At 42.5% G+C, this 17,859-nt stretch carries 14 protein-coding genes and 1 pseudogene; 5 read left to right on the top strand and 10 right to left on the bottom strand.

Annotated features, from left to right (window positions below; genetic code table 11):
• Positions 1–40: 40 nt before the first annotated feature.
• From H140_RS0101700 to prmB, 6 genes are all read right to left on the bottom strand, one after another.
• Complete coding sequence (locus H140_RS0101700; RefSeq protein ID WP_019671925.1) at positions 41–703, bottom strand: DUF4870 family protein; 663 nt, start codon at positions 701–703, stop codon at positions 41–43.
• Between the two features lie 43 nt (positions 704–746).
• The gene (locus H140_RS0101695) at positions 747–1,307 is read right to left on the bottom strand and encodes a SixA phosphatase family protein (RefSeq protein ID WP_019671924.1); all 561 of its coding nucleotides are present in this window, start codon (positions 1,305–1,307) and stop codon (positions 747–749) included.
• Positions 1,308–1,485: 178 nt separating this feature from the next.
• Positions 1,486–2,769 (bottom strand): NAD(P)H-dependent glycerol-3-phosphate dehydrogenase, encoded by a 1,284-nt coding sequence (locus H140_RS0101690; RefSeq protein WP_019671923.1) that lies wholly within the window; start codon positions 2,767–2,769, stop codon positions 1,486–1,488.
• Between the two features lie 157 nt (positions 2,770–2,926).
• Complete coding sequence (locus H140_RS0101685; RefSeq protein WP_026348743.1) at positions 2,927–3,514, bottom strand: nitroreductase family protein; 588 nt, start codon at positions 3,512–3,514, stop codon at positions 2,927–2,929.
• A 150-nt stretch (positions 3,515–3,664) separates the two neighbouring features.
• Positions 3,665–4,780 carry a chorismate synthase gene (gene aroC / locus H140_RS0101680; RefSeq protein WP_019671921.1) on the bottom strand — a complete coding sequence of 372 codons (1,116 nt, stop codon included), beginning with the start codon at positions 4,778–4,780 and terminating at the stop codon, positions 3,665–3,667.
• A 168-nt stretch (positions 4,781–4,948) separates the two neighbouring features.
• Positions 4,949–6,139, bottom strand: coding sequence for a 50S ribosomal protein L3 N(5)-glutamine methyltransferase (prmB, locus tag H140_RS0101675; RefSeq protein ID WP_033426766.1), 1,191 nt, complete (start codon positions 6,137–6,139; stop codon positions 4,949–4,951).
• Between the two features lie 344 nt (positions 6,140–6,483).
• On the opposite strand from prmB, the gene H140_RS13690 reads away from it, so the two are divergent.
• The 4 genes from H140_RS13690 to H140_RS0101655 all read left to right on the top strand — a co-directional run bounded on the left by H140_RS13690 (position 6,484) and on the right by H140_RS0101655 (position 12,757).
• Positions 6,484–7,812 carry a L,D-transpeptidase family protein gene (locus H140_RS13690; protein ID WP_019671919.1) on the top strand — a complete coding sequence of 443 codons (1,329 nt, stop codon included), beginning with the start codon at positions 6,484–6,486 and terminating at the stop codon, positions 7,810–7,812.
• An 88-nt stretch (positions 7,813–7,900) separates the two neighbouring features.
• Positions 7,901–8,542 (top strand): 2-polyprenyl-3-methyl-6-methoxy-1,4-benzoquinone monooxygenase, encoded by a 642-nt coding sequence (gene coq7 / locus H140_RS0101665; protein WP_019671918.1) that lies wholly within the window; start codon positions 7,901–7,903, stop codon positions 8,540–8,542.
• 330 nt (positions 8,543–8,872) lie between these two features.
• Positions 8,873–9,769, top strand: a complete 897-nt coding sequence (locus H140_RS0101660; RefSeq protein WP_019671917.1) for a tetratricopeptide repeat protein — start codon at positions 8,873–8,875, stop codon at positions 9,767–9,769.
• A gap of 390 nt (positions 9,770–10,159) precedes the next feature.
• Positions 10,160–12,757 (top strand): esterase/lipase family protein, encoded by a 2,598-nt coding sequence (locus H140_RS0101655; RefSeq protein ID WP_026348741.1) that lies wholly within the window; start codon positions 10,160–10,162, stop codon positions 12,755–12,757.
• Between the two features lie 313 nt (positions 12,758–13,070).
• On the opposite strand, the gene H140_RS0101650 is transcribed toward H140_RS0101655, so the two are convergent.
• Both H140_RS0101650 and lpxB read right to left on the bottom strand, forming a co-directional pair.
• Positions 13,071–14,078 carry a ribonuclease HII gene (locus H140_RS0101650; RefSeq protein WP_019671915.1) on the bottom strand — a complete coding sequence of 336 codons (1,008 nt, stop codon included), beginning with the start codon at positions 14,076–14,078 and terminating at the stop codon, positions 13,071–13,073.
• Between the two features lie 107 nt (positions 14,079–14,185).
• Positions 14,186–15,505 carry a lipid-A-disaccharide synthase gene (gene lpxB, locus H140_RS0101645; protein ID WP_019671914.1) on the bottom strand — a complete coding sequence of 440 codons (1,320 nt, stop codon included), beginning with the start codon at positions 15,503–15,505 and terminating at the stop codon, positions 14,186–14,188.
• Between the two features lie 376 nt (positions 15,506–15,881).
• Here lpxB and H140_RS0101640 point away from each other — a divergent pair, with 376 nt between their 5' ends.
• Positions 15,882–16,967 carry a 3-deoxy-7-phosphoheptulonate synthase gene (locus tag H140_RS0101640; RefSeq protein ID WP_019671913.1) on the top strand — a complete coding sequence of 362 codons (1,086 nt, stop codon included), beginning with the start codon at positions 15,882–15,884 and terminating at the stop codon, positions 16,965–16,967.
• 313 nt (positions 16,968–17,280) lie between these two features.
• On the opposite strand, the gene H140_RS15755 is transcribed toward H140_RS0101640, so the two are convergent.
• Together H140_RS15755 and H140_RS13685 are read right to left on the bottom strand one after the other, a co-directional pair.
• Positions 17,281–17,493, bottom strand: coding sequence for a hypothetical protein (locus tag H140_RS15755; protein WP_156819045.1), 213 nt, complete (start codon positions 17,491–17,493; stop codon positions 17,281–17,283).
• A 108-nt stretch (positions 17,494–17,601) separates the two neighbouring features.
• Positions 17,602–17,859: pseudogene (locus H140_RS13685) on the bottom strand (transposase); the annotation flags it as partial.

The following is a 17,859-nucleotide window of genomic DNA, read 5'->3' as shown; positions in this document are numbered from 1 at the left end:
ATAACCTAAAAAGTCGCAATAAAGCTGTACTTCACACAGATTAAGCGACAGGTCTATGATCTGTTAACGCAATCCAACCTTTAACAATGCGATAAATATACCAAACAAAAGAAAATAAAAACATTGCACCACCGACCACACTCATCAGCACTGAGCCAATCGCCACGCCACTGCTGTCAGCAAAAATGCCGATACCTAAACCACCTAAGCCTAACAGCGCAACAAATAAGCCACCATAGACTAAAATCAGGCTATACCAAAAAGTTTTTATCTGCCAATCAAAGTGCGTCGCTAGCCAGCTTTGCTCTGCCTCACCACGGCGGGCATAATTCATAACAATTGGCACAATCCATAGTAAGCCAGCTGAGAATAGACTAAGAGCGTATAGCAAATAGCTCAGATGGTTATAACGCACTAAAGAGGCTTGTTGCTTGAGCGTCAGTTGCTTGTTAGATGCGGATACAGATTGCTGGTTTAGTATAGACAACTGATGTAGTCGCTGCCGTTCTACTTCTTGCTCTTTTATCAGCATGAATGGATCGGAAGTGGTCAAGTCCGCATCTTTGAAGCGAGTGGTGTGTGTGGTTGCTGAGTTAATAGAACCTACTGCTTTAAAAGCATCTGGTGGCTCAAGCGGATTGCGCTCAGGCTGCAATTGAGAGTCTTGCTGTTTATAGCTGTTGTTGTCATTGTTAGCGGTCATAGGTATCCATCATTATTATCAATTAGTCACTCAGCCAGTTGACTCAACGCGCGATAGGCTCAACACGATCTATCTCGATGCCCATATCCGCAGCTATCAGCTCAGTTTCAAATACTCTAGCCTCTGCCAGTCCATAGGCTTCTGCCGACTGAGCGGTTAACAATCCAGCCATTTTGGCCACGATAGGCATATGGCAGACTACCAGCACACACTGCAATGGACTAAGATCCTGCGCTTTGTATATCTCATTCGCCTCTAAGGTTAAGTTTAGCAAGGCGTGCAAGGCTTTTAGCGGATTGGCATCAGGGGTAATGCTTTCTAGCTCAATCACAGGGGTGAAATTAGCACTTAGTGCCAACTCAACGCTAGAAGCATGAGGCACTTGTGGCTGGTTTAAAGTAAATGCTTCTAGGGTCTGTTTGGCTCTAATATAAGGGCTAACCACATACAAATCTGGCTGATAATGCTTAAAAATGGCTTCCGCTGTTTGTTGCGCTTGTTGTCTGCCCACTGCCGTCAGTTGCCTTTCGGCATCACTATTAACTGGGGTGTTATCGGCATTATAATAACCTGCCTGCCCATGACGCATTAAGATAAGCTGCATTGCCCTACCTCTATGTTTAAAATTGATTAGGGGTCATATGGAGTTGTTATACCAAATCTGAAAATTAAGATATCGAGGAATACGAGCGCAAACACTACAAATAGTAGGTTAGCGAGTTTGACAAGCATAGGCTATTTTTCAGAAAAGGTATTAGTTATATAAAGTCGTTATACGCTACTTATTTACGGGTTGCCGCAGCAATCTGTTCATTGAGTGCTTCATTGCTATATTCATGCGGCATAACGAACTCCACATCACTCCTAAAACCAGACTCCATTAGATTTAGCGCCACACCCAAGGCTGCCTGATCCTCAAAAATAACCGCATATAACGCATGAGTGATGGGCATATAAATACCTTGCTGGGTTGCCTTCTCGTGTACTTGCTGAATGGTGTTTACCCCTTCTGCGGTCTGGCCTAACTTTTTGATGGCCGCCTCTAAGCTAATGCCTTTACCCAGCATATTACCAATGCGGTAGTTACGGCTGAGCTCCGAGTTACAAGTGGCATACAAGTCACCCACACCAGATAAGCCTAAAAAAGTTAACGGATTGGCACCAGATGCGGCACCAAAACGACTCATCTCAGCCAGCGCACGGGTTAGCAACATCGCCTTAGTGTTTTCACCCACGTTATAAGAGGCGGCCATCCCCATCGCAATAGCATAGATGTTTTTTAAGGCACCGCCAAGCTCAACACCTTTGACATCATCTGAGGCAAATATTCTAAAGAAGGCACTATGTAGAGCAGATTGTACCGCATGACGTAAATGCTCGGAATCACTGGCAATCACTGAGGCTGATGGCATATTTTGCATGATTTCTACTGCCAAGTTAGGGCCTGACATCACACCATAATTGACCTCTGGTAGCTCTTCTCTGATAATATCACTCATCAAGCTAAAAGTATCTTTTTCCATTCCTTTGGTCAAAGAAACGACTGCTTGTCCTGTTAAATAAGGGCGAATCTTTTGCAGGGTTTCACGAAACGCAGAACTGGGGACAGCCACAAAAATAATATCTTTATTTAATACTGCCGCCTTTAAATCATACTCATATTTTAATCGTTCATCTAAGGTATAATCAGGTAGGTATTTTTTATTTACTCGTGTTCTTTGTAGTGATTTAACAGTGCGTTTGTTACGTACCCATAAAGTAGAATCACATCCGTTACGAGCCGCTAGGTTTGACATGGCTGTACCAAAACTACCACCGCCTAAAAATGCCAAACGCAAGTTATACATGGTTTGAGGCACTTGTGGTTCATGCATATGACTGACCACATCATCTACTGCAACAGGATCAAAAGCTGGTGCACGTTTGCCTTTACTTACTTTTTCAAACAAACTAGCTAAGATACCTGCATTGAATATTGGCTTTTCTTCAGAAGTCTGATTATCGGTATCAAGCGCAGCATTATCCTGAACCTTATCCTTGTTGTTTTTAAACTGTTTGTCTTTCATTGACTGTTTCTCATCTTTTTTATAAATTCATTGATTGTTGTGATTCTTTGTTGCAACTGTTTGGCATAATTAATTGTTACGAAGGTTGTCTTTAAGTTAACCTAAATTGAGGTAATAAACAATCAACCTGTTGTGAGTGTATCTGTCTTAATTCTTGCTACTCACTTAAATAGCTCACATAATCACTAATATCTATCTCGTTACGTGTCGGCATCGCACAGTGGCTGCTGCCGACATAAACAAAAGCACAAATATAATCTTCTGCGCTCACATTAAAATAGCGCTTTACTGCTGGCTCATTGGCCAAAGGCCCTGTACGCCAAACACTACTATAACCTTGAGCTTGTAACGCCAAAATCAAATTCTGAACGGCCGCCCCTGCACTTAACAACTGCTCAAATGGTGGCACTTTTTCATGATAGCGCATACGTGTGGTAACGGTAATAATCATCGGTGCGCGTAGTGGCATCTTTAGAGTCTTGTCTTGTGTGCGCTCATCAAGCACCTCCCCATCACGCTCAGCTTTGGCTTGAGCAGCTTCTAACAGGGCTCGGCCCATAGCGTGACGCGCTTGTCCTTGCACCACACTAAAGCGCCAAGGAGTTAGCTTCTTGTGATCTGGTGCGCTCATGGCACACTCAATGGCTGCTTGTAATTGCGCTGGCTTGGGTGCTGGAATGGTTAAGTTGCCAATACTGCGCCGAGATTTTATCCAATTGATCACTTGTTCATCAGTGACTGCCATGGAGCTACTGCTATGATTTATTAAATCGGTTGCCTGCTGCTTCATCCCTTCTTATCCTGTTTGAATGGTTATTCTATTTAAAAATGACTATTCTATACTAACGGCTATCCTATTTTTAATTGTTATCTTGTTAGACGGCTTGCTACAATCTCAGCTTTTAACGGGGGCAATCGGCGCAAGTGGTTGGATGACATCTGCATTTTGACCACGATGACGCAAATAATGATCCATCAGTACAATCGCCAACATCGCCTCAGCAATCGGTGTAGCACGTACTCCAACGCAAGGATCATGACGCCCCTTGGTCAGCATCTGTACTGGATTACCTTGATTATCAATACTATTGCCAGCAGTGGTAATACTTGAGGTTGGCTTTAGTGCAATGCTTACTTGAATATCTTGACCAGAAGAAATACCGCCTAAAATACCGCCTGAGTGATTGGCGCTAAACCCTTGAGGGGTAAGCTCATCTCTGGCAACATGACCGAACTGTCCAGCAACTTGCATACCATCACCGATTTCTACACCTTTAACCGCATTAATACTCATCATAGCGTGGGCAATATCGGCATCTAACCGATCAAAGACAGGCTCACCCAAACCCACTGGTACACCAGAGGCAATTACTTCAAGCTTAGCACCACAGCTACTGCCCTCTTTGCGAAGTCTGGTAATTAAGTCCTCAAAGCGTGGAATGGCATCGGCATCGGCACAAAAAAATGGGTTACTGTTCACAAACTGCCAATCAATCTGACTGCTGTCTTGCGCCTTGGCAAACTCATTACCAATTTGCACCACATGACCATGAATGCTGATACCTAGCTGCTGTTGTAAATACTTTTTAGCAATAGCACCCGCTGCCACCCGCATGGCTGTTTCGCGTGCTGAAGAACGACCACCACCACGATAGTCACGAAACCCATACTTCATACTATAAGTATAATCAGCATGACCTGGACGAAAGGTGTCTTTAATATCGCTATAATCTTTTGATTTTTGATTGGTATTTCGAATTAAAAGACCTATTGAAGTGCCTGTAGTTTTACCTTCAAAGACACCAGAGATTATCTCCACCTCATCCGGCTCACGGCGTTGGGTGGCAAACTTTGAAGTCCCAGGCTTACGTCTGTCCAAGTCCAATTGCAAATCAGCCGCTGTCAGCTCAAGTCCAGGTGGTACGCCATCCACAATTGCTAACAATCCTGGGCCATGTGACTCACCACAAGTGGTAAGGGTAAATGCCTGCCCGATACTATTTCCTGCCATATCTTATGCTCTATTTTTATGTGATTAATTTTTTTTGACTAGGGTCTATTGAACGTTGCAATACATACATATTGTAATACATACACATCGTAATACATGCAAGTTGTCATACATACAGTATGTAAATTTGCATCATCAATGTTTAACAGATCTCATTCACCCTTACAATTAGCGTAACTGAGCAACTTGCTCAGCAAACAATTCGCGATAATTCATCAAAGCCCCACGATCTATTGCAAATACCCCATGACCACCATGCACAAAACTTAGCCAGTCAAATTGAATCTCAGGATAGGCTTGACGCAATGCCCATTCGCTATCCCCAACCTCACAAACCAACAAACCTTCAGTAGTTAAATAATCAGGAGCTTCATACAATATTCTGTGTACCAAATCCAACCCATCCTGTCCTGCTGCCAGCGCATGCTCTGGCTCATGGATAAACTCAGGTGGTAATTCTGCCATAGCTGCAGCATCAACATAAGGCGGGTTAGTGACGATCAGTTCATATTGATTTTCTGCTGGAATTTTACTAAACAAATCAGACTCTATGAGATTTAGCTGGTGCTCCATACCATGGTGCTCGACATTTACCGCAGCTACCTCCAACGCTTCTCTATCAATATCTGCGGCATCGACCAAGGCATCTTTAAAGCGACTAGCAAGCGCAATAGCAATACAACCAGAACCTGTGCATAAATCCAATATCCGCTCAGGCTGATATAACTGCTTATCTTCTAAACCATGCAAATAAAATAGCGGAATATCGGTAGTTGACTCTGGCGCTAATGGCTGTGCTGCTTCATTGGTTTCAAAATAAGGATAAAACTGCTGGCGAATCAGCTCTGCAATCGGAGATCTTGGAATAAGCACCCGCTCATCGACATAAAAAGGCAGATCACAAAAATAAGCCAAATTCACCAAATAGCTTAATGGCTTACGATAAATAATGCGTGACTGTAATAAAGACAGCACCTCGCCTTTTTCAGATGGGGTTAATCGACAATCCAAAATCTGCTCTTCAGCCGACCAATCTAGCGATAAGCTATGCAATACTATGGCGGCTGCTTCAGCAAATACATCATTAGTGCCTTGTGCCACCACCACATCATAGTTACGTAGCTGTGTAACACTAAAGCGAATAAAATCACGTATGGTCAATAATGAGCTAAGCGCTTCATCACAATCGGCAATCAAAGCATCAAACTGACCATCTTGCTGTAAGCTGATGACATCATCTACTGTCGCACTACTGCCTTGGATTTGTGCCAATAGCGCTTGTGGATCTATATTGGTTGATAAAGTTGATTGATCATCTATATTGTTTGTTGACCTTGATTCTGTATCATTTGTTGACATAGTATTAGTATTTATTGACATAGTATTTGTTGACATAGTATTAGTATTTATTGACATAGTATTAGCCTGTTATTTGATTTATTCGTTAGTTGTTTTATTAGATAATTGGTTTTAAAGTACATTTTAACCACTTTTATATACAGCAACCACTTTATATCTTACGAACTTACCCTTACTTATATTGTCTTATACTTAACTTATATTATCTTATACTTATTTGCACTTTTAGCTGCGATAAATGGCACAAATGTTACACTTATTTTTGATTTTGTGGCAAATATTTGCCTGTTAGCCAAATTCATCGCATAATAGCAGGACTTTATAATAGTGAACCTGATATGACTATGATTTTAAAAAACTCTACCCCAAACTATCTTACCAGACTTCTAGTAACAGGCGTAGCCAGTGGCTTACTTGCTTTTAGCAGTCCTGCACTGGCACAACAAAGCAGCACGACAAGCAATGAAGATCCTGCGTCTCTCAACAATGACACAGGAGCTGTTGATAGGCTACAACAGCTCATTGATGAAACCGAAGCTACTGCCGATACTCAAGCCAGACAACAACAAACCAACCCTCAACAAGCAAGCACTGACAACCTTGATACTGACAAAATAACGGCTGACAGTACCGCAGTTGATAAACAAGTTGATCAAGAGATAGCAACTCAAAACAATACAGAAGAAGATGCGGGTCAAGCCGTTGCAGGTACAGCTTTAGATATAGATGAAGGCTCTATCAAAAGCATAGAAAATAAAAATGGTAAAATATATACCACCACCAATCTATCAAGCTATGCTAGAGCAGTTAACAGCGCTGTTTGGTCCCCAAATATGCGCAAAAATACTGCTATGACTGTCAAAATGCAAGCCCTGCTAGATTGGAATCACGCCTCACCAGGTCCGATTGACGGTGGCTGGGGTATGAATAGCATCAAAGCACTGGCCAACTTCCAAACCATGCGTGGCTTACCAGCCACTGGCAAAATGGACAGTGCTACTTGGACAGAGCTGACCAAAAATATCGACCCCAAACAGCCTGTATTGGTTGAATACACCATTACCAAAGACGATGTCAAAACCACTTTTGCACCAACACCATCTGGATCTGAAGCCAAATCAAAAGTAAAAGGCTTATATTACCAAAGTATCCAAGAGATGTTTGGTGAACGCTTTCATATGGACATCCGCTATCTAAATAAGCTCAATAAAGGCAAACGCTTCGTTGAAGGTGAAACCATTACGGTCATCAATGTTGGTGAGCCACTAAAAGCCAAAGTAAACCGAGTGGTGGCCAACAAAGCAGACAAAACCTTATATGCCTATGCCGGTGACAAACTGGTTGCCACCTATCCAACCACAGTGGGCAGCACCGCCACCCCATCACCCACAGGCACCTTTAAAATTGTTAATAAAGTTAAAATGCCTTGGTATCGCTCAACCGTCAATAAAGGTACAGATAAAAAACAAGTCTTTATGCTGCCACCAGGACCAAACAACCCTGTCGGCGTGGTATGGATGGGTTTATCTAAACCCTCCTATGGTATTCATGGCTCACCTGTACCAGAAGGCATTAGTCGTCAAGCCTCTGCTGGCTGTGTACGCTTAACCAACTGGGACGTACTTGAGCTATACGCTAACATAGAAAAAGGCGCAACTGTTGAGCTAAAATAACAGGGTTGACACCTTAATTTTAACTGTTGATATAATTAAGACCTCCTACATAAAAATCAGCCAATCAGTAACTTAAAGGGCGTGTATTATGGCAACAAAACTAACCTTAATTGATAAAGCAATTGTCGGATTTGATAGCAGCTTACGTGCCATCATACCACACTCTAACCCTAGCACACGCCCATTGCCAGTCAGCTCAGAGAGCTTGCCTCAATTGTCTATCAATGAGTCACGCCATGTTGCTGGCTTGATGCGAATTAACCACACAGGTGAAGTATGTGCGCAGGGTTTGTATCATGGTCAAGCGTTAACTGCCAAAAATCCACATGTTAAACATGCCATGCAGCATTCAGCCGATGAAGAAATAGATCATCTGGTCTGGTGCGAAACTCGTCTTGATGAGCTAGGCAGTCATCCAAGCGTATTCACTCCTGTATGGTATGGCCTGTCATTTGGGTTAGGTGCTATTGCTGGCTTGATCTCAGATGAGTTTAGCTTAGGTTTTGTCGCTGAGACAGAAGCACAGGTCAGTGAGCATTTAGAGGATCATATCGCCCAACTGCCTGAACAAGACAACCGTAGCAAAGAAATTTTGGCACAAATGAATATCGAAGAACTTGAGCATCGCCAAGCCGCCTTAGACTATGGTGGCAAAGCGCTATCCACTCCAGTTAGGCTAAGTATGCGCTGGATGGCCAATCAGATGAAAGCTGTGGCTTATCATTTTTAGTTTAGTCATAATCAGAGCTTGTCTTTAGGCATATCTTTATCCTATATGTCTCCAACCTAATTGCTACTCTGAAGATTGATGTGCTAAAAGATATCAGTAAAATGCTCATAGTGGCTAATCATAGCCTGTCAAGACGATGACCATTTACAACCTGCCTCTTTTATCCTGATTATAAAATTGTTATCTTATGGGCTGAAATTTTTTATCCAATAACACAATAACAAATCACAGTTTTAAACCACTCATAACACTCGTAGCCATTTCTATAATATAAGTCAATCCTATTTGACTATTTGTGTTGTGCTATGAGGTTATAACAAGGAACTTATTATGAATAAGCAAGTCTCTATTAAACTTCTTTCAAGTGCCACTTTATTAGCACTTGCTGCCACAGGGTGTGAAACCTTGTCTATCCCAGGTGCAACTGGCACAGCAACTAGTACAGTTGCCGTCCCATCAGAGCAACAAACACAAGCTGCTATCGCTGTCTCAACTGGTGACCATAAAGATAGATACAAGCCAAATGAACTAGCCAATGATCCCTTATATCAAGCCACAGATATCAGCACCAACCGCTTAACTGGCATTCCAACCCCAATGGTCAGTGTTGCCAACAATAGCTATATTGCAACTGTTATCATTCCAAAGATGCAAAACAACCCATTAGATCAACTTGACGTTAGCTTACTTGATGATTTTATTGACTCTATTAGCCCCAATGCACGCCACTATCCACCAAACTTTAAATCACCATCTGAGCGCTACTACGCCAAAGAAAAACTAAAAGAGCTAGAAGAGTGGCTGCGTCCATTTGCAGAAAACCCAGACGCCTCTTATGAAGTATTATTGCGTGCAGCTAAGCTCAACGGCATGGGTCGCAACCTAGACTTAGGCTCAGATTATGCGGTACGTGGCAGTACCTTTATCGCCAAAGCCATCGACAGACAGCCAAACAGTGCTGAAGCCAACTTTATCTATGGCATGATGCTATCTGAAGGCGGCGGCTTTAAAGAAGGTAGAAAGTATTTGCTAAAAGCAGCCGAACAAAGCTATAAAGAAGCAGAGCAAAGTATTGCCCAAGCAGACTTGTTAAGCGACAACCGCCCTGCCGCATTAGAGCGTTTAAAGCGCTTACAGCAAAAACATCCTGGCGATGCTACTATTGCCAAACAAATTGCAATTATTGAATCTGGTAAATACTATATCTGGGATTTGCCAGCCAACTAAGCAACGAAGCATTAACAAAACATTGAATTTAAACCTGATGTAATTTAAACCTGATGTAATTTAAACCTGATGTATTGTTAAAAGCATGTTGCTAAAAGCGTGTTAGCAGCAAAGATACAAGGAAGTAAAGCCACTATCATAGTGGCTTTACTTGTTTTTAATCTACCCCTTATGCCGCCGTTAAATCTAGCTATTGATTTTATATTTCTATTTTTTAGCCACTCTTTTTTGATTTTATTTTAATTATATTGTTGTTAATCTGTTATATTATTTGCCATCTGTATTATTTTTTAATTTGTAATTTATAACTTGTAGTTTTTAATTTTTAGTTTCTAATTTCTGATTTACATGAGTCGTTATTGATTCATAAATACCAAAAGCCTTAACCTTATGTCAAAATCTACCCAAAAAACAGCGAGCCGCTTCAAACACCGCCTTAGTTCTACCTTAGCGCTAAGCCTCCTAATGACGGCCTGTAACACCGTCTCTGTTACTGAAAAAAGCGCCAACAAAACCATCGTCAAGCAGCGTGATAATATCGTCACCAAAAACAGCTTGAGTAATAAAAGCGCCTCTGTCTTGGTATCTATGGGGGTGCCAGCCATTCAGTGCTATGATAATTTTGATACCTGTATCTCCAAAGTACATGCTGGTATCTTAAATAAAGACAGCCGTGAATCTATGGCACTCTTTGCTGAGCTTTATATGGCCAGAGCCAGACAAATCAAAGCCTCTGAAGACTGTGTACAAAAGATTTTGCGCCCGCCATTAGACCCTTATTATGCCAATGCGCCCATCACTCCCGAAGAAAATCTAGAGCGAATGCAATATTTGCGCCAGTGTAATACTGATTATCGAGACAACCTGTTAAGTGCGATCAAATACAGCTATGCCTATTTGTTTTACAATCAGCTAACTGCCGATGACAGCGCAAAAGGTGGCGCCCATCAAAAAGAGGAAGAGCCCAGTAATTTAATTACCAATTTGGACATCCAAACCCAAGATGTCTATGAGGCAGCCACAGATGCGCTGATCAAACAACTGTATGCCAATAAAGACCACAGTCAACAAGTGGCAAAAATGACCTCATATATTAGCCCTAAGCTCATCGATGACTCGAAGAGCGCCATGTCGACCAGTGCCATAGAAAAAGACAACAGCAAATACGGACAACAGCTAAAAGTCATTAACTTTACCTTCCCGCCCATCACGGAAGATCCCTATTTTAATGACTTATTAGAGCACCTAGAAAGCACTGAGGCTGAAGAAGACGCCAACCAAATAGCAGCAGAGGCCAAACAAGACGAAGCTAAACAAGATGAAGCTAAGTTTAAACTTGGTTCACAGACGGTTTCGTTAGATGTTTATTTACCCAACGAGCCTGAGTATCTACAAAACACCCACACTCACAATAAAAGCATTGATGAGTTGTATGCTAGCCATGATTTGAGCTTTTCAGGGCTTAATACCATCAGTGAGCGTGAGGGTTTTGGCGTTAGTTATGTCACCTTGTTTGAAGATAGAATGGACACCTCGGTTACTGGATTAATTCGTTCTAGTAATAAGGGCATTAACTCTGAAGACCCCCTAGATCGTATTCATTCAACTGGGAATTTGTTACTGACGTCTGTCATCATACCTGAAGGGAATACACTACAAAAGGTGCTAGACAGTCATAACTTTGATATTCATCTATATAATCCATACCATACCAAAGTCATTGATATTTTAGGTAAACCCTATTATCTTGCTGCCAACTTCTCGGCAAGCTATGGAATGTGGTTGGCTGAAAACCGTTTAAGCAATGTGGGCTATTTTAACTTATTGGCGAAACAGCAAAGCCTTACTCAACCCCAGCTATTTATGCTTGAGCCGTATGACCCGAATAAACGTATTATTATCATGCTACACGGGCTAGCATCAAGTCCAGCAACTTGGGTGAGCATTACCAACGATATCTCAAATGATCCTAAGCTACGTGACAACTATCAAGTGTGGCAGATATTTTATCCCACCAATATCCCTATGTTAGAAAATAGATACCGGATCCAAGAACTAATTGAAACTGCATATAAAATAAATGACCCTAATGCACAGCATATCGCCAGTCAAAATACTGTGTTGATCGGTCACAGTATGGGGGCAGTCATTGGGCGGATGCTGGTCTCTAATGACAACTTAGAAGCTAAGTTTAATCAGATGGCAGAAAGCAAAAAAGACCGAAAAGTTAGTCAATTGCTACATGATCAGTTTAGTCAATTGCGTATTAATAATCGTCTGCATCTTCACAAACTTGCCAGCGTTGATACAGCTGTCTTTATCTCAGCACCATTTAGAGGCACAGACTTCGCAGACCGCTGGTTTACCCAGCTATTGCGCCGTATTGTACAGCTGCCACTTGGCTTTGCCCAGACCATTAAAGGCAACTTAACCAGTATCGTCACTGAAGGGGAATTGGTCGCCAACCCACTAGGGGCATTGATTTTTGAAAATGGTGCCAGTCAGCTTAGCGACAAGTCATCATTTATGCAGCTTACTGCAGACTTGAAAATTGCTGATGACGTAACTTATCACTCAATAATCGCCAATAGAGATTCTGACTTGTATCAAGGTTTGATGCGTCTCAGTATTGCCTCTCCACCCGAGACATCATTGTCAGATCAGCCATCAGTGGCAGGTGTTGGTCTAACAAATAACCAGACTCATAATACTGATAACCAAGCGAGCACTGCAGAAGATCCTGAGGCTACTGATGAAGCAGAAGCTAAATATAAAAATCTAGCTGAGGGTATTACACAATCTATATCCCCCCATATCTCAGATGGCATTGTTCCTTATAGTAGCTCGCATTTAGAAGGCGCTGCCAGTGAGACCATCATCTCTGGTGGTCACAGTATTCAAGAGTCACCTGAAGCGGTCTTAACTTTACGTAAGATTTTGCATCAACACTTACGTCAGCATCCACTGGATCGCCATGACCTCAATTAACTGCTATTAATACAGCTTAAAAAAACAAGCCAATCAACATTAAATGTAGATTGGCTTGTTTAGGTTTTAGACTGCTGTTATACCAAATATAGTCACAGCCATATAAAAGAGTTACAGCGTTAACCTCGTTTAGCCTACTTCAGTAGTACTTGCACTCGGTTGCCTTGTAACTCATTTATCTGGTTACAACTATATGAAAATTAAGATATCGAGGAAAACGAGTGCAAACGCTACAAGTAATAGGTTTAGCGAATTTGACAAAGATAGGTTATTTTTCAGAAAAGGTATTACTTTACCTAAGGGTTGGGTTGGGTTACTTTAAGGACTCTTGCTTTAACGCCTCTTGGATTGGCTTATAGCTACGCCTATGTTCTGGCAGCACCCCCAGCTCATTAATGGCTTGCAAATGCGCCTTAGTCGGATAACCTTTGTGCTTTTCTAAGCCATAACCTGGATAGCGTGCGCCATCGGCAATCAGTTGTCGGTCACGGGTGACTTTAGCCAAGATACTGGCAGCGGCAATGGCAGTATGACGGCCATCCCCTTTGACCCAAGCCTCAGCCTCTAATGCCCATGTTTGCATCGAAACAGGCGCATGACTGTCTTTGTCTTTTCCTTGGTCTTGGTCTTTGTCCTCATTGTTAATGCCATTCGCAGCCAACCCTTGACGGTCAAACTCTGGTAGCTTATTGCCATCAATTAACAATTTAAAGCCCATTATTGGTGCTTTAGTTGCCACTTTATTTACCTGTGCTTGCGCCCGTTTATCATAAGCATCCTGAGCTGCTACTAGCTTGACCACCGCCAACATCAACTGCTCACAGGCCAGTCGCATCGCTTGCAGGGTAGCTTGCAAAATATTCATCTCATCAATCACCGCTGCTGGCACATCCACTATCACATAAGCCAGCGCCTTTTGTTTGATTGGCTCAAACAGACGCTCACGCTTAGCCTCGGTCAGCTTTTTGGAGTCAGCAACCTTAGCCAATACAGTGTCTTGCAGGCATAATTTATCAGTTTCATCAGACCAAGCTTCTGGCAAGATAACAGCTGCGACCACCACGCTACCATATAAAGGTCCTCGCCCAACCTCATCAACACCAATGGTTAGCCAGTTTGTTGCTTTTGTTCTGACACTGTCTGTATTGCCTCGCCAGTTTTTAATTTGTGCCATCAATGCTTCATCGTCTATCTGACCAGATAGCAAAATAGGAGTAGCAAGTGGTAATGGCAAGCTGGCTTGTTGTAGTGAGTTTGGCTTATTTGAATTAGGCTCTAAATTGAGATCTAAACTGTTTATTTGTTGTGTAATTTGGGTCATTTTTTAGCTTATTATTTTTACTTTTTTAGCTTATTATTTTTACATAGGGTTTGTATAGGGTCTATTTTTTAGAAGCTGTTGCTTATAAAAGTTGCCTTATGCCGCCTCTACCTACGATTTATATAATCATACCAAGTATCAATCACTGCTGACACTGGACTTTGGCTACTTTGCTGCTTTAACCAAGTACTGGTATCCTCAAGATTTTGTAACTGTGTTTCATAAGCTCTTGGGTTCATCAAGCGTGTCACCTCTCGACAAATATTTTCCCCTGTCGCCTCATCTTGAATCAACTCTGGTACTATCTGCTGCTGTGCCAAAATATTGGGTAAGGACACAAAAGGCACTTTTACCAAACGCTTGGCAATGGCATAGGTCATCTTATTCATCTGATACACCACCACCATAGGGCGGCTTAACAGCATCGCCTCCAGCGTGGCCGTTCCTGAAGCCAGCACCACCATATCGCTCATGGCCATAATTGACTGGCTAAAATGGGTTTGCGTTTGCGATTCATCATAAGCCACTGCCACCGCTTGGCGCAGCGACTCATTTTGTCTGTCTATCAAATCTTGGACGATATATTGATGGTTTTTGTCGACAGTCGGAATCACAAAGCACAAATGCTCATCGACATGCAGCAAACGGGTAATGGCATCTAACATTAATGGCAAAATGGCATTGATCTCAGAGCGCCGTGAGCCTGGCATCAGGCAAATCATTAGACTAATATCTTCTTTGCGCTTGACAAAAAACTGGTTCAATTCAGAGTTATGCCAGATCAACTCACGTCGTTGCTCTTGGGTAGATATCTCAACCAACTCTTTGGGCAAATTATGTAAAAGTGGGTGACCAACACACACTGCTGGGTGATTATGACGCTGATAGACTTCAAGCTCAAATGGGAATAAACACAAAACCAAATGCGTTGCCTGCTTAATCGACTTAATACGTGACTCACGCCAAGCCCAAATTGACGGGCTGACATATTGCACACAAAAGATGCCTTTTGGCTTTAGCTTTTGCGCCACTCTTAAATTAAAGTCAGGAGCGTCAATCCCAATGAACCAATCAATCCGAGCTTGAGTAAAGGCCATTACCAGCTCTTTGCGTGCCTTGAGCAAATCTGGTAGTTGTGATAACACTTCGACTAGTCCCATCACTGCTAAGCGCTCTAACGAAAACAAAGACTGCAAGCCTTGAGCCTGCATTTTTGGCCCGCCAACTCCTATCCAAATCACATCATCAGACAACTCATTCATTTGCGCCATAAAGTCAGCACCTAAGCTATCGCCTGATGCTTCCCCTGCCACAATGCCGATAATCAACGGCTTTTTTGACTGAGTCGCTGCTGCCAAGTCATTACTGACTGCTTTGTTTGCAACTTTATTTAAGATCATTGACTGACTTGCCACACTTGCTAACATAACCAAACTCTACTATTAGATAAAAATAGAAAATTAAAACCAGTATAACAAAAATTTAGCCCATCCATTCCTTATATCAGGCAATAAGATGCGCCTAACCCTTGTCAATCTGACACGAACCCCCCATAATAAAGTTAAGCACTATTTGGTTTTAATAACTTGATGTAACTAACCTAAGCCCACCTGTTAATAATTGACTTAATAACTGATAGATTAGTTAATTCAATCGATAATTTTAACTTTCAAGGCTTGTATGTCCTTAAAAAATTACTTAAATTAAAAGCATAGCCCAAAAAAATCCTAAATAAACATAAGGATATACCGATAATTAATCTTCAAACTTTTACCAAAATTTTTAAACTAGGCACTGATAACTATGACCACAAATATGACTACCCACACAGCAGATATTGATGACGTGAATATTGAAAAGTTTATCCCGCTAATCACCCCTGCCAGCTTAAAAGCCGAGTACCCTTTATCAGAAAAGGCATATCAAACTGTGCTGACAGGTCGTACTACCATCCAAAACATCTTGGACGGTACAGATAAACGTCTCTTGGTCGTGGTAGGTCCCTGCTCTATCCATGACGTCAAAGCCGCCAACGAATATGCGGACAGACTGGTCGAACTGGCCGAAGAGCTAAAAGACAGCATCTACATCGTCATGCGTGTCTATTTTGAAAAACCACGCACCACAGTCGGCTGGAAAGGGTTGATTAACGACCCGGATATGAATGACAGCTTTGATATCGAAAAAGGCCTACGCATCGCCCGCAAGCTATTACTCGACTTGAACGAAAAGGGCCTACCTTGTGCCACAGAAGCACTAGATCCTAACACGCCCCAGTACATTCAAGACCTTATCAGTTGGTCAGCCATCGGTGCACGCACCACAGAAAGCCAGACTCACCGTGAAATGAGCTCAGGCTTATCTTGTCCAGTCGGCTTCAAAAACGGCACAGACGGTGGTATGACTGTTGCTGTCAACGCCATGAACGCGGTTAAATCAGGCCACAACTTCTTAGGTCTATCCAGCGATGGCCAAGTGTGTATCATCAAGTCTAAAGGCAACCCATACGCCCACGTCGTCTTGCGTGGCGGTAACGGCAAACCCAACTATGACCAATCCTCTGTTGAAAAAGCCGAAAATGAACTGGAAAAAGGCAACGCCAAAGTCAAAATCATGATTGACTCAAGCCACGCCAACTCAGGCAAAGACCCCTACTTACAACCTATGGTCATCCAAAACGTCGCTGAGCAAATCCGCAACGGTAACAAGTCGATCATGGGGTTAATGATTGAAAGCCATCTAAAAGGTGGCAACCAAAAGCTCACTGACGACCCAAGCCAGCTAGAATATGGCAAATCTATCACTGATGGTTGTCTTGACTGGGAAGGCACTATGGCCTCGCTACGCAACTTGCGTAATACCATTAAGGATGTGTTACCTAACCGCTAAGATGATAATTTATTACACCTTTATTAGGTATACCCCAATCTCAACTCTTTGCGTAGGCTGTGGCTTTAGCCCAGCATATTTAGCTAAAAATTAGGTTTTGCTGGGCTAAAAGCACCAGCCTACATGGGATTGTAATTAGTTGAGAGTGGGGTTAGGTATAAAACAAAAAACGCCTAGCAATCCGTTAGGCGTTTTTTTTGTTGCGGTGTTTTAGGTTTGCACGATTTGTGCTTGCTGTCGAGGTACGATACCCAACGTTTTATCGGAAGAAATGTGCTTTATTGATGTCTTGAATGTGGCCTTGGGATGCGGTTTAGCCCCGACAGTAGCGGGTATCCTTGGTGAAGCACAGGGTTGCAGGCGCTTGGCTAGGGGCAGTCTCGTGGCGCAGGAATGGCGCTAGCCGGTAGCGCCTGCCCCTGTGCAAGCCAAGATATGAGCGGATGGCGGGATTGGCTCCAATATGTGTTGGATTTGGATGGTTATATAACACCAATCTCAACTTAGAATGCAGGCGGTGGCTCATGAAGGGTTTGACTCCCTTCCTTTTCCAAAGGAAGGGCTGGGGATGGATTTTTAATTTTAATAAATATCACAAAATCCCCCTAAATCCCCCCTTTGAGAACATAGGTATCTACATAAATTTACTAGCAGCATCAGCAAAGTACTTTAGCTTATCAGGGGGATAATGATTAACAAGCTCGGTAAAGTTAAGCCACTGGAACAACCCAGCCATTAGCGCAGGCGCAGTTATCGGTTTGTTGTGCTTCATTTGCCGACCTGACAGACGCACAAGAAACAAAGCAAACTCTTGAGACTGCTTATCCGATGCTTGCATAATACGCCACCCTAATGTACATGCCTGAGATGCAATCAACAAGCGCTTAAAATA

This window comes from Psychrobacter lutiphocae DSM 21542 (assembly GCF_000382145.1).
GTDB classification, from domain to species: domain Bacteria; phylum Pseudomonadota; class Gammaproteobacteria; order Pseudomonadales; family Moraxellaceae; genus Psychrobacter; species Psychrobacter lutiphocae.
Note: the sequence above shows the minus strand (reverse complement) of the source record. Positions and strands in the feature narration are given on the sequence as shown.